Raw genomic sequence first — 13,066 nt, forward strand, 5'->3', positions numbered from 1 at the left:
TGTTAAATATCGCGACCTGACTATCTATGGTCAACCTCCCCCAACTCAGGGAATGATCCTCATGGAAGAGTTGCTCATTAATGAGCGCTTTGACATCACAGCACTTTCAGAGGCAGATCGAATCCACGTTGGCGTGGAGTCTAAAAAGATTGGCTTTGCTGATAGAAATGCAATATTGGGCGATCCTGAGTTCATCGACGTTAATGTCAAGCAGATCTTGTCAAAGGAAAACATCGACGCTCGCACATCACAGATTTCTATGGATACTGCGCTGACTGATATCGCACCTGTTTCTGAAGGCAGCGACACAACTTACTTTTTAGTCGCAGATAAAGATCGCAATGCAGTCTCTTGGATCCAATCTGTATTCCATGGGTTTGGTAGCTCCTGGATAATCCCTGAAACTGGAATTCTCCTAAACAACCGTTTAACTGGATTCTCTCTAGATCCAGCCTCGCCCAACATCATTGCTCCGGGTAAGCGTCCAGCACATACTCTCAATGCATTCACCGTGGTCAATCCTGATGGAACTTTGTTTCTAGTGGGAGGAACCCCTGGTGCCAATATTCAGGTTCAAACGAATCTGCAATTAATCGTCAACGTTGTGGACTTAAAGATGAATGTGCAAGAAGCAACTGAAGCGCCTCGTTGGCAACATTTAAACGCTCCGGGCCAAAGTTCAGATGAGGAAACCGGCACAGGAGTTTTGGAAATTGAAAATCGAGTATCAACCGCCGTGCTTGATGAATTACGCGCGAAAGGTCATGATGTAAAGCCACTTGCAGCATGGGGCCATGGCTCATCGGTTCAGTTAATGCAGGTGCTACCTAATCAAACCTTCGCATTTGGTTCAGATCCTCGCTGCGAAGGCCAGGCCTCAGGTATTTAGAGAGAAGCTAGAGCTTCATCAAGAACGCTTAAGGCATCCTTTAGAAGTTCATCTGTAATAACAATTGGTGGCAAGAAACGAACAACGTTTGAGTATGTACCGGCAGTAAGCACAAGAACACCCTTGCTCTGGCAGTACTTAACAATTGCATTCATCGCTGCAGTGTTTGGTGTCTTTGTGCCTGGAACCACTAGTTCGATTGCCTGCATAGCTCCGCGACCGCGAACTTCACCGATCACTGAGTACTTTGCTTGCATTGCACGAAGTGAATCACCAAGAATCTGACCGATATGGTTTGCTCGAGCAACAAGATTTTCAGCTTCCATTGTTTCCAATGCGCCAAGTGCTGCTGCGCAAGCAACTGGGTTTCCACCATAAGTTCCACCAAGACCTGAAACGTGAACTGAGTCCATGATTTCAGCACGGCCTGTTACACCTGCAAGTGGGAGTCCACCTGCAATGCCCTTTGCCGTTACAACCATGTCTGGGACAACATTTTCATGCTCTACGGCAAACATGTTTCCCGTGCGGGCAAAGCCAGTTTGTACTTCATCTGCGATAAAAATAATGCCGTTATCTGTTGAGTACTTAGACAAAGCAGGCAAGAAACCCTTTGGTGGAACGATAAATCCACCTTCACCTTGAATAGGTTCAATAAGGATTGCAGCTACGTTGTGTGCACCGATTTCCTTATCAATCTTATGTGTAATCATTTCGATGGCATCTTCTGTAATAGTTGCTTGATCGCCAACCCAATGGAATGAATATGGCATTGGAACGCGATACACCTCAGGGGCAAATGGACCAAAGCCTTCCTTGTATGGCATGTTCTTTGCAGTAAGTGCCATCGTTAAATTAGTACGACCGTGATAGCTGTGTTCGAAAACAACTATTGCTTGGCGCTTTGTGTAGTGGCGTGCAATCTTTACAGCATTTTCAACTGCTTCGGCACCTGAGTTAACAAGTAAAGACTTCTTCTTGAATGTGCCTGGTGTTAAAGCATTAAGCTTTTCGCACACTTCGATGTAACCAAGATATGGCGCAACGGTGAAGCATGTGTGTGTAAAAGCTTGAACCTGATCGATCACACGATCAACCACGCGTTGTGCTGCGTTACCAACGTTAGTTACCCCAATGCCTGAACCAAGGTCAATGATCTGGTTGCCATCTAGGTCTAACAAAATTGCATCACTTGCACGCTCAATCACCGCAGGGAAGGCAAGACCTAGTCCCCCAGATGTCGCCTCACTGCGGCGCTGTAGCGCCTCGAGAGATTTTGGTCCCGGTATAGCGGTAACCAGCCGACGCTCTTGAGTCAATGCGGTAAGTGTTGTCATGGGTAAAGTCTAAGCCATCATTTCCTACTCGCGAGTCCATTGGTTAGGCTTAGAAGATGAACTCAGAGTTAAGAAAGAGCGCACCGCTACTGGATGCCTACTTAAGCTACTTCGAATCTGAGCGCACAGCATTCACAATTCCAGGTCACAAGCAAAAGGCTCACAGATTAGATGAGGGTCTTGGCGCAGTGGTTGATTCTGATACTCCGCTTTATGGAGGCTTAGATGAAATCAAGTTAACGCAAGGAACCTTAAAGAAGGCTGAAGCATTAGCAGCATCGTTGTGGGGCTCAGATTACGCTCGTTTTTCAACGGGTGGATCAACTCATGCAAACCAAGCAATCATCTTGGCCCTTGGTAAACCGGGTGACAAGATCGCCATTACACGCACTGCGCATAGATCAGTCTTAAGCGCACTGGTACTCACAGGACTAGAACCAATCTGGTTGACTCCTGAAATAGATGAAGCAACTGGTATTCCAACAGGGATTCCGGTCTCTGAACTTGAACGAGTCTTAGATCAAAAACCTATTGCACTTTTGCTGACTGAGCCTGGTTATCTGGGAACTATTTCAGAGCTGCCCGCACTCATAAGGAAAGCTCATGAAAACTCAATCCCGGTAATTGTTGATGCAGCATGGGGCGGGCATTTTGGGTTTAGTTCGCATCTTCCAAAGCATGTGCTCCAGTTAGGTGCAGATGCTTTAATCACAAGCGTTCATAAAGCATTGCCTGGATATAGCGCATCTGCTTTGCTGTTGGCACAAGGAAAGTTACTTAACCTAGATCGCATTGAACAAAGTTTTGAAACAACTCACACCACTTCTCCTGCTGGTGCCCCACTTGCATCGATTGATGGATGTCGCGCACTGCTTGAATCCAGGGGCGAGGAATTAACTAGAGATTTGATTTCACTGGTTGAATCCTTTAAATCCTCAGTTCAGGCAAATTTTGATGCAACGATATTTCTCGATACAAGTGATTTTCTCCCCCAACGCTTTGATCCAGCCAAGATTGTCTTGCGAGCAAACATTTTAGGTTTATCGGGCGTGGATGTTGAAAGAGAGTTAGGGAAGGCAAACATCCGTGTTGAAATGGCAGATCAAGACACAATTGTTTTCTTAGCGACCTTGGCCGATACTGCAGATGACTTCAAAGTTCTTGAAAACGCACTGGTTCCCATTTTGAAATCACTGCAAGGCCCAACTAGACAAACTCAAACATCACTTAGCTGGTCTGTTGTGCCGACAGTAGCAATGTCTATCCGTGATGCTTACTTTGCAGATACTGAGTTTGTTTCAGCTAATGATGCAATTGGTCGAATTAGCGCTGATTTGATTGCGCCATATCCTCCAGGTGTTGCTGTTGTAGCACCAGGTGAAGTTTTAACGGAACAAATCGTGAATGGATTGGCAACTACACAAAAGGCTGGCGTGCGAATTGCATATGCTAGCGATGCATCTCTTGCGACCTACCGCGTAACAAAATAATTAGTGCAGGTGGGCCTGTTCATTCAAGCTACGTAGTGCCCGTAGGCCATCACTTGGCCAGATGCTCACCGTTGTTATCGAACAAGGCGATACATCAATATGGAAAATACTTTCTGCAGGCGCACCTACAACAACTTTGGCAGCGGATTTGATCGTTCCGTTGTGGGTTACAACTACAACTCTTTGGCCTGGATACTCTGCTGCAATTTGATTTAAAGCCGCATCAATACGCAAGGCCACATTGTCATATGACTCACCTTCAGGAGGTGCAAAACCTGTTGAAGAGATCCATGATTGATAATCTGCTGGATACTTTTCTTTCACTTCATCAATTGAAAGACCATCCCAGATTCCAAAAGAACATTCGATCCAGGATTCTTCAAAAATGATTGGTAGTCCCGTTGCCCGGGAAATGGCCTCTGCCGTTTGACTGGTGCGCTTAAGTGGAGAAGCGATGATGACCTCAGGATTTAGTTGTGCAACAGCTGAAGCTACTTTGTTGGCTTGTTCCAAACCTTGTGCTGTTAACTCTGGATTTAATGGACCATCTCCAGAAAACTTCTTATAAGGGGTCAAGATAGTTTCCCCATGTCGAATCAAATAGATCGTTGTTGCCTTTTCAGTAGATAACAAGCGTTCAGTCAGATAGTTTTGCTGTACCTGAATGACTTCCCCACCACCTGCTTGCTGATCAAGGGCTTTATTGGCCAAACGATCTGCGTGTGAATTCTCATCACGTGGAATCCATGAATAAGAAACTAAAGATGGATTATGTGCAGCTCGGGCAGATTGAGCCAAAACTCTCATATCTGCATGCTTAATCTGCCAACGGCCTGACATCTGCTCGACTACCAGTTTGCTATCCATCTTCACATCAACTGTTGCCGTTGAATCAATCTCATGTATGGCTGTCAGGCCTGCAATCAGACCGCTGTATTCGGCAACATTGTTGGTTGCCACACCAATGAAGTCATAGAGCTCAGCGATGATTTTTCCGTTCTCGGTGATTACTGATCCATATCCTGCAGGACCTGGATTACCGCGGGACCCACCATCGGCAGTTAGATGAAAATGACGAGACATTTAAACTCCACGCACCAAAATGCATCGGCATTCTTCACATCGCACAACTTCATCTTCAGCGATTTCAGCAACTCTCTTTAGCTCAACTGCATTAATTGAAAGGTTGCATCCCGTGCATGCCCCTGCAACAAGTGCTGCTGCACCTGCCCCGCCAGTTGACTCGCGGACTTTGTCATAGAGATCTACTAGCGCTTTATCGATGCTCTGCAGAGTTTGACTGCGATCCTTTGTAATTGCATCTAAATCATTATTAATCGTTGCCATTGCATTTTCTTTACGTATTTCAAGATCAGCAATTACTGCCGCAAGCTCTGCCTCTTCCGACTTCAAAGATGCAATGCGCTCATTGATTGCATCTACCCGCATCATTATTTCGAGCTCAACCTCTTCTAGTTCAGCTCTGCGAGCACCGAGTGTGCCAACCTCATGCTGAAGTTGTTCTAGCTCTTTTGGTGATGCACTACCGCCGATTAGCCTGGCTTCATCCCGCGTAATGCGCATAACGATCTGTTCCACATCACCTTCTGCACGGAGCAATTCTCGCTTCACATCGCTGAGTTCGGTCTCTGCTGCAATTCGCAGATCTCTTGCGTTGTTTGCCTTAGTAGTTGTGCTGGCTAATTCTGCTAGTTCAGGAAGATTTGCTGCCTTATGGCGCAGAGATGTCACCTGCTGATCAAATCGCGCAATATCTAAAATTGAACGCTGGTCGCTTGGAGATGCCTTCATCGTTAATTTCTCCTGACCGCTTATGTAAGTGTGGGTTAAGTTTAGGTCAGCAGGTAGTGAAAACCAAATAACAGCGCAAAAGCCCCACGATTTCTCGCGGGGCCTTGGCTAAAGAGATTACTTTGCTGCGATTGTTGAGATTTCAAACTCAAGCTTGATGTTTTCAGAAACCAGGATTCCACCAGTTTCCAAGGCAGCATTCCATGTGAGACCAAAATCCTTACGATTAATCTCGGCCGCACCTTCAAAACCAAAGCGCGCATTTCCGAATGGATCTGTTGCTGCGCCTGAGTATTCAAATTCGATTGAAATTGGCTTTGTTACATCTTTGATTGTTAAGTTGCCCTCTACGGAAATCTTGTCTGAACCAGATTCCTTAACAGAAGTTGATGCAAAAGTAATCTTTGGGAAACTAGCTACATCAAAGAAATCTGCTGACTGTAGGTGTCCGTCACGATCTGCATTTCGTGTATCCACTGAAGCAACTGTGATATCGATATTGATAGAAGCCACACCATCTGCAACAACTGCTGAGCCTGTGAAATCGTTAAATGAACCACGAACCTTTGTAACCATCGCGTGGCGAGCACTAAAACCTACTCGGCTATGTGTTGGATCGATGTTGAAGGTACCTGCTGGCAAAGTTGATAGAACTGACATGATTATTTCCCTTTATGGTGTGAGATGAACTTTTGGCTTAAATCCGCTTTTGCGGTGTGGCGTAAGCATAACCTAATATAGTTGAACTTTCAACTAAATCCAGATGAACAGGGAAAACCGAAATCTAGGTTGGCGAGGTTAACTTTGCCGTCTTACTTGGCAGGTGAATCTTGGTCTAGATACTTCTTGATGAGAACTCCGAACTGTCTGACCTTTGCCAATTCCTTGGCATGCTCACTCGGGATTTTGAATTGATCACTCTTTAGAGTCTGGGCTAACTGTTCTACATCAGTAATGCAGACCCCGCCGCCATATAGTTTATGGAAGGCAGCGATTTTTGGATCATATGAAATCGCAATGTATGGTCGCTTGAAGGCATAAGCGATGATCGCACCATGCAAGCGAGTAGTGACCACGAAATCAGATTTTTGATACATCTTAAGAATATTCTTTAATGGATACTCTTTAGTTTCGATGTTTTCAGTGAAATTATAATTAAATCCAGCGGCTGTAATAATCTGCTTTATTTCCGGTGTAGTAGAAGTTGGCTCTAAATCCACGTGAGAGCTATGCAAGATGTCCTTGCCCTGACCATTCTTTGAGGCAACCGTGAAGTTGTTATCTACATGAACCAAGGTTGGGCACGCTGTAATTGAAATCTCGGCAGCTAAGCTGTAAAAATCTCGCGTTAACTCATCTCGCACATTGGCATAAACCGCTCTAGAAAATACTGACTGAACGACCTCTTTTGGAACACCTTTAACTGAGTCGTTATCTGGCAGACAAACACCAATACCCCAAATAATGATTGGCAGTTTGCAATTCTTCTCTAGATCTACCCAAAACTTTTCAAAGACAGAGTGAAGCAATCCAGCCCCACCTACTATTACGTGGTCGTAGTTTTCATGGACAAACTCCCAATCAACTGGGGATTTATGAATATTCCAAACATCCAACTCTTGATCAAGCATTTGATGGATTGCCAGGACTGGCAAGTAATTGCCTATATTGCGATTTGCTGAATAAAACTGAAGAGTCTTGCTTTTAACTACGCGCTGACCCTTAGAGATATCGTTTAAGGTAGTTAGGGAATTCCTCGAAAAACGCCATTTTTTAATTGTTGAAAAAATGAGTTCCACCAATCCCTTTCATGTACGTGGGCGGTGAGGGTTTCGAACCCCCGACATTCTCGGTGTAAACGAGACGCTCTACCACTGAGCTAACCACCCGGTATTGCAGACCCAAATCTTAACTTACGAGCCCGCAATTTCCTAAATCACGCTTACAAAGCAGCAATTGCCGCCTTGTAATCTGCATTTTCACGAGCAGCCCAACCATTCTTTACTTCCCAACGAAGAATTCCTTCTTTATCGATCAAGAAACTGCCACGAAGAGCGCAACCCTTTGACTCTTCAAAAACTCCGTATGTCTTTGCAACCGCGCCATGTGGCCAGAAATCTGAAAGCACTGGAAATTGGTAACTCTCATTTTCAGCAAAAACTCTTTGCGTGAAAGGAGAATCGCATGAGATGGCTAAAACTTGCACATCATCATTTTGAAATGATGAAAGATCATCGCGGAGTGCACATAGCTCGCCTGTGCAGGTTCCTGTAAATGAGAATGGATAAAACATCAGCAAGACATTCTTACTTCCCTTAAATGATGAAAGGGATACTGCCTCTCCGTGCTGATTTGGAATTGTAAAATCAGGTGCTGCTTGTCCAATGGTTGTCATTGCGCAAACTTACCTCTTGCTCGCTTTACGTGCCACTAATCGAGTTGCAGACCAATCCCCTGCGAGCGCAATTGTTGAGGTCTGACTAAGTCCTGCAATAGGTGCAGCATCTTGAATATCACTAGGTTCGACATGTAAATCGCGGCCGGCCTTTGGGGTTAATACCCAAATGGGACCAGTTTCAGATAAGTAGGTAAGTGCATCCATTAACTCATCGACCAAGTCACCATCACCATCTCGCCACCACAATATGACTGCGTCAACGACTTCAGATGCTGCATCCTCAAGAAAGGTGGTGCCGGTAATAGCCATGATTTGATCTCGTATTGTGGAATCACAATCTGTATCAAGGCCAACCTCTAGAACCAGGTCATCCTTGGCAAATCCCATCCGTGTAGGCACAGGCTAAGTCCACACAATGCTGGCCCTGAGCGCAAGGGGTAATTAGGCCAATTTCACACCCCCTCAATTTCGACTTACGGGGCAGTACAGACAAGAATAGGCACATGAGCGAAAACTTCGATGCGCCCGATCTCAATATTGAACAACTAGTCGATACCGACCCTGCTGAGTCAGCTGAATGGCGAGCCTCCTTAGATGCCGCCCTGAACGCTGCCGGCCCGGTGCGCGCTCGCTACTTAATGCTTAACCTTTTGCATCATGCAAGAGAGAAAAACGTTGGAATTTCCGCCTTACGTGCAACTGATTACATCAACACTATTGCTCCTGAACATGAAGCTCCATTTCCAGGAGATGAAGATTTAGAGCGCAAGATCCGACGGATTAACCGTTGGAATGCAGCAATGTTGGTGCACCGCGCACAGCGGCCAGGTGTTGGAGTTGGTGGACACATCTCAACTTATGCATCTTCTGCTGCTCTATATGAAGTTGGCTTTAATCACTTCTTCCGCGGACAAGACCACGCAGGTGGCGGAGACCAAATTTTCTTCCAAGGACATGCAAGTCCAGGAATGTATGCACGTGCTTTTCTAGAAGGTCGCCTTTCTGAAAATCAACTAGATGGATTCCGCCAAGAACTTTCACACCCAGGTGGTGGACTTTCTTCTTACCCTCACCCACGTTTGATGCCAGATTTTTGGCAGTTCCCAACAGTGTCAATGGGTATTGGGCCACTGAATGCAATTTATCAAGCACGCTATAACCGTTACCTGCATAATCGTGGCTTCAAAGACACCAGTGATCAAAATGTGTGGGCCTTTCTAGGTGATGGTGAAGTAGATGAGGTTGATGCATTAGGTGCAATTGGTCTTGCTACTCGAGAAAAACTAGATAACTTAACTTTTGTCATTAACTGTAATTTGCAGCGCCTAGATGGACCAGTGCGCGGTAACGGCAAGATTATTCAGGAACTTGAATCAATCTTTGGTGGAGCTGGCTGGAACGTCATCAAGGTTGTGTGGGGACGCGGTTGGGATCCTTTATTGGCCCAAGATCGTGAAGGCGCACTCGTTAAATTGATGAATGAAACCCTAGATGGTGACTATCAAACCTTTAAGGCTGAGTCTGGAAAGTATGTGCGCGACAACTTCTTTGGTCGTGACCCTCGCACTGCAGCATTAGTTGCTAACTGGTCTGATGATCAAATTTGGAACCTCAAGCGCGGTGGGCATGATTATCAGAAGCTTTTTGCTGCATACACAGCTGCAACTGCCAAGAATGGTCGCCCAACAGTCATCTTGGCTAAGACTGTCAAGGGCTGGACACTTGGCTCACACTTTGAAGGTCGCAACTCAACTCACCAGATGAAGAAGATGACACTGGAAGATATTCAAAAATTCCGTGACACCTTGCATCTTGATATTCCAGATTCTAAGTTGGATAAGTACTTACCTCCTTACTACTTGCCAGCACCAGATTCTCCAGAAGCTAAGTACGTTGCTGAGCGTCGCGCCGAGTTAGGTGGATCAATTCCACGTCGACGCACTCAATCACGACCACTGACAATGCCTGATGATTCAGTCTATGAGTCGGTTAAGCGTGGTTCAGGTCAGCAAGAGATCGCTACAACGATGGCATTTGTTCGAATGTTGAAAGATCTCGTGAAAGATCCAGGACTTGGTGCTCGTATTGTTCCGATTATTCCTGACGAAGCTCGCACCTTTGGTATGGATTCATTATTCCCATCCATGAAGATTTACTCACCGCATGGTCAGAAGTACACAGCGGTTGATCGTGAATTGATGCTTTCATATAAGGAATCAACTTCGGGTGTTATTTTGCATGAAGGCATTAACGAAGCAGGATCTGTTGCTTCATTTACTGCTGTTGGTTCTTCATATTCAACACATGATGAACCAATGATTCCTGTTTACATTTTCTATTCTATGTTTGGTTTCCAACGCACAGGCGATGCTTTCTGGGCTGCTGCAGATCAGTTGGTACGAGGATTTGTAGTTGGTGCAACAGCTGGACGCACAACGCTTAACGGTGAAGGTTTGCAACACGAAGATGGTCACTCACTTCTGCTTGCCGCAACAAATCCGGCAGTAGTTGCTTATGACCCAGCATTTGCCTTTGAACTGGGACATATCGTTAAAGATGGTTTGCGCCGTATGTATGGTGAAAACAGTGAAAACGTTTATTACTACCTCACTGTTTACAACGAGCCATACGTGCATCCTGCAGAGCCAGAAAACCTAGATGTTGAAGGCTTGCTCAAGGGCATCTACCTCTATTCACCAGCTACCAACAAGAGAAAGAAAAATGCCCAGATTTTGGCATCTGGTGTTGGAGTTAACTGGGCTCTCAAGGCGCAACAACTTCTAGCTGATGATTGGGGCGTTAAGGCTTCAGTCTGGTCAGTAACTTCATGGAATGAGCTTCGTCGTGATGGTCTAGAAACAGATCGTCATAACCTTCTTAATCCAAAAGACAAGCGCACCGCATACATCACCAAGAAACTCAAGGGTGCACGTGGTCCAGTAATTGCCGTAAGTGATTACATGCGCGCAGTCCAGGATCAGATTTCTCCATGGGTTGAGCAACCTTTTTACTCACTAGGAACAGATGGCTTTGGTTTATCCGATACTCGCGGAGCACTTCGTCGTCACTTCAATGTTGACGCTGAATCCATCGCAATTGCCGTGTTGCAGCAACTATGTAATCAAGGTGATATCAAGCAAAGCATTGTCACAAAGGCGATGGATAAGTATCGTATTCACGATGTCTCAGCTGCAGATGCTGGCAATACAGAAGGCTCAGGTTGATCTCTAGAATTCCAATCTCAGATATCTCCCCCGTTGTTTACTTCGGGGGAGAATTTGTTCCTGTTAAAGCCATTGCAGGAGAGAGCATTTCTGTTAGCGCAACCATCACAATTGAAGGCCATGAAACATTAAGTGCTGAGGTGTGCTTGTTTAATGCTAAGAATAAAATGGTTGATTGCCAGCCGCTAATTGAAAAATCTCCTGGCACTGATCGCTACGAAGGCAGCTTCACAGTACCGGCCGAAGGCGATTTCTACTTCGTGGTTAAGGCTTCAAGCACTTCCCAATATCGCACTGTTACGGGTGAATCAGATAAATACCCTGTGCGCGCAGATAGGGATAGAGCATTAGTTGGCTCTTGGTATGAATTCTTTCCACGTAGTGAAGGTGCAATAAGAAATGCTGATGGCTCAGTAACTTCTGGAACTTTTGCCACAGCAACTAAGCGCTTACCTGGTGTTGCCGCTATGGGTTTTGATGTTTTATATCTACCGCCAGTACATCCAATTGGAATTTCACATCGCAAAGGAAAGAACAACACTCTTGAAGCTAAAGCGGATGACTGCGGAGTGCCATGGGCAATAGGTAATGCCGATGGTGGCCACGATGCGATTAATCCAGCACTTGGAACCATGAAGGATTTTGAAGAATTTGTGAAGGCTGCTGGTAAGCAGGGACTTGAAATTGCAATGGATCTTGCCTTGCAAACATCTCCTGACCATCCTTGGGTGAAAAGCAACCCAGAATGGTTTAACAAGCGAGCTGATGGAACCATTGCCTATGCAGAAAATCCGCCCAAGAAGTATCAGGATATTTACCCCATTAACTTTGATGATGACTACGAAGGCATTCGTGATGAAGTACTTCGAATCATTCGTTTCTGGGTTTCAAAGGGAGTCAAGATCTTCCGCGTGGATAACCCACACACCAAGCCAGTCCACTTCTGGCAAGACTTGCTTGCAATAGTTAATGCCAAATCTCCTGAAGTAGTTTTCCTAGCTGAGGCATTTACCCGCCCGGCCATGATGCATGCACTTGGAAAAGCCGGTTTTCATCAGTCCTACACATACTTCACGTGGCGCACCAGTAAGTGGGAGCTCACTGAATATGCCAAGGAGGTATCACAAACCACTAGCGCGTTCTTTAGACCAAACTTTTGGGTGAACACCCCAGATATCAATCCATTCCATCTGCAGAGTGGAAACCCTGCAATGTTTGCTTTGCGCGCAGTGCTTGCTTCGACTTTGACTCCTTCCTGGGGCATGTATGCCGGATATGAACTATATGAACACCGTGCCTTCAAAGAAGGCGGCGAAGAGTATTTAGATTCTGAAAAGTACGAGATTAAGGTGCGTGACTGGGAAGGAGCTATCAAAAAAGGTCTTTCACTTGCTCCTTACATCGCTCAACTCAATGCAATCCGAAAAGCCCACCCTGCTATGCAGCGATTACGCAATCTCATCTTCCATACAACCGATTCAGATGCAGTTATCGCTTATTCAAAACGTGAAGGTAAAGACTTAATTCTCATAGTTGTTAATTTAGATCCAAACTTTGCCCAAGGAACTACTGTGCATTGGAACATGGATGCTTTAGGTCTTCCGGCACAAGACTTTGAAGTGAAAGACCTTTTAGATGGTTCTTCCATGAACTGGAACCCACACACATATGTTTCATTAAACCCCACACGCCCAGTGGGCAAAGTGGCACATATCGTGCAAGTGAAGATCTAGAAATGGGAATATTCTCAAGGTTTCTTGGAAAAGATAAGAACAGTGAGATAGCTCCGGCGTCATTTTTAAATCCTCACTCCTCACTTGGTGAGTTAGATCTATACCTAATCGGAGAAGGCCGCCATGAACAGCTCTGGAAAGCCCTTGGAGCGCAAGTAAAGCGTGATGAGACAGGAGCATTGC

12 protein-coding genes and 1 tRNA gene are annotated in these 13,066 nt (G+C 45.5%); 5 read left to right on the forward strand and 8 right to left on the reverse strand.

The window, feature by feature from the left end; all coding sequences use genetic code 11:
• On the forward strand, positions 1–889 hold an 889-nt coding region (locus AC9UH7_RS04815; RefSeq protein WP_509595791.1), incomplete at its 5' end, for a gamma-glutamyltransferase.
• Here the strand turns inward: AC9UH7_RS04815 and gabT are convergent.
• The gene (gene gabT, locus AC9UH7_RS04820; RefSeq protein WP_509595794.1) at positions 886–2,226 is read right to left on the reverse strand and encodes a 4-aminobutyrate--2-oxoglutarate transaminase; all 1,341 of its coding nucleotides are present in this window, start codon (positions 2,224–2,226) and stop codon (positions 886–888) included. The two genes, AC9UH7_RS04815 and gabT, sit on opposite strands and share 4 nt — an antisense overlap.
• Positions 2,227–2,282: 56 nt before the next feature.
• On the opposite strand from gabT, the gene AC9UH7_RS04825 reads away from it, so the two are divergent.
• The gene (locus AC9UH7_RS04825; RefSeq protein WP_509595797.1) at positions 2,283–3,716 is read left to right on the forward strand and encodes an aminotransferase class I/II-fold pyridoxal phosphate-dependent enzyme; all 1,434 of its coding nucleotides are present in this window, start codon (positions 2,283–2,285) and stop codon (positions 3,714–3,716) included.
• On the opposite strand, the gene AC9UH7_RS04830 is transcribed toward AC9UH7_RS04825, so the two are convergent.
• The 7 genes from AC9UH7_RS04830 to AC9UH7_RS04860 form a co-directional block, all read right to left on the reverse strand.
• On the reverse strand, positions 3,717–4,799 hold the full coding sequence (locus AC9UH7_RS04830; protein WP_509595799.1) for a histidine phosphatase family protein: 1,083 nt from the start codon (positions 4,797–4,799) through the stop codon (positions 3,717–3,719).
• Entirely contained in the window at positions 4,800–5,528 is a 729-nt protein-coding gene (locus tag AC9UH7_RS04835; protein ID WP_509595801.1) for a zinc ribbon domain-containing protein, read from the reverse strand. It abuts the gene before it with no gap.
• A gap of 117 nt (positions 5,529–5,645) precedes the next feature.
• Positions 5,646–6,188: a YceI family protein gene (locus tag AC9UH7_RS04840; protein ID WP_509595804.1), complete on the reverse strand. Its 543-nt coding sequence runs from the start codon at positions 6,186–6,188 to the stop codon at positions 5,646–5,648.
• Positions 6,189–6,340: 152 nt separating this feature from the next.
• The gene (locus AC9UH7_RS04845; protein ID WP_509595807.1) at positions 6,341–7,327 is read right to left on the reverse strand and encodes a polysaccharide pyruvyl transferase family protein; all 987 of its coding nucleotides are present in this window, start codon (positions 7,325–7,327) and stop codon (positions 6,341–6,343) included.
• Between the two features lie 18 nt (positions 7,328–7,345).
• Positions 7,346–7,417 (reverse strand) — tRNA-Val (locus AC9UH7_RS04850).
• A gap of 53 nt (positions 7,418–7,470) precedes the next feature.
• On the reverse strand, positions 7,471–7,923 hold the full coding sequence (locus AC9UH7_RS04855; protein WP_509595808.1) for a peroxiredoxin: 453 nt from the start codon (positions 7,921–7,923) through the stop codon (positions 7,471–7,473).
• Between the two features lie 9 nt (positions 7,924–7,932).
• Positions 7,933–8,313 (reverse strand): DUF3052 domain-containing protein, encoded by a 381-nt coding sequence (locus tag AC9UH7_RS04860; RefSeq protein ID WP_509595819.1) that lies wholly within the window; start codon positions 8,311–8,313, stop codon positions 7,933–7,935.
• Positions 8,314–8,429: 116 nt separating this feature from the next.
• Between AC9UH7_RS04860 and aceE the strand changes: the two genes are divergently transcribed.
• From aceE to AC9UH7_RS04875, 3 genes are all read left to right on the forward strand, one after another.
• A complete protein-coding gene (gene aceE, locus AC9UH7_RS04865; RefSeq protein WP_509595811.1) occupies positions 8,430–11,150 on the forward strand; it encodes a pyruvate dehydrogenase (acetyl-transferring), homodimeric type in 2,721 nt (906 codons plus the stop codon).
• Complete coding sequence (locus AC9UH7_RS04870; RefSeq protein ID WP_509595814.1) at positions 11,147–12,883, forward strand: alpha-1,4-glucan--maltose-1-phosphate maltosyltransferase; 1,737 nt, start codon at positions 11,147–11,149, stop codon at positions 12,881–12,883. Before aceE ends, AC9UH7_RS04870 begins: the two co-directional genes overlap by 4 nt.
• 2 nt (positions 12,884–12,885) lie before the next feature.
• Positions 12,886–13,066 (forward strand): hypothetical protein (locus AC9UH7_RS04875; RefSeq protein WP_509595816.1); only part of this gene is annotated, 181 nt, incomplete at its 3' end.

The organism is Candidatus Planktophila sp. (genome assembly GCF_044348745.1).
In the GTDB taxonomy this organism is placed as follows: domain Bacteria; phylum Actinomycetota; class Actinomycetes; order Nanopelagicales; family Nanopelagicaceae; genus Planktophila.

What these genes read in the sequence shown, in the direction of transcription:
- gabT (WP_509595794.1), bottom strand. Translation starts at nt 2,226, where the DNA reads ATGACAACACTTACCGCATTGACTCAAGAGCGTCGGCTGGTTACCGCT.
- AC9UH7_RS04825 (WP_509595797.1), top strand. Translation starts at nt 2,283, where the DNA reads ATGAACTCAGAGTTAAGAAAGAGCGCACCGCTACTGGATGCCTACTTA.
- AC9UH7_RS04830 (WP_509595799.1), bottom strand. Translation starts at nt 4,799, where the DNA reads ATGTCTCGTCATTTTCATCTAACTGCCGATGGTGGGTCCCGCGGTAAT.
- AC9UH7_RS04835 (WP_509595801.1), bottom strand. Translation starts at nt 5,528, where the DNA reads ATGAAGGCATCTCCAAGCGACCAGCGTTCAATTTTAGATATTGCGCGA.
- AC9UH7_RS04840 (WP_509595804.1), bottom strand. Translation starts at nt 6,188, where the DNA reads ATGTCAGTTCTATCAACTTTGCCAGCAGGTACCTTCAACATCGATCCA.
- AC9UH7_RS04855 (WP_509595808.1), bottom strand. Translation starts at nt 7,923, where the DNA reads ATGACAACCATTGGACAAGCAGCACCTGATTTTACAATTCCAAATCAG.
- AC9UH7_RS04860 (WP_509595819.1), bottom strand. Translation starts at nt 8,313, where the DNA reads ATGGGATTTGCCAAGGATGACCTGGTTCTAGAGGTTGGCCTTGATACA.
- aceE (WP_509595811.1), top strand. Translation starts at nt 8,430, where the DNA reads ATGAGCGAAAACTTCGATGCGCCCGATCTCAATATTGAACAACTAGTC.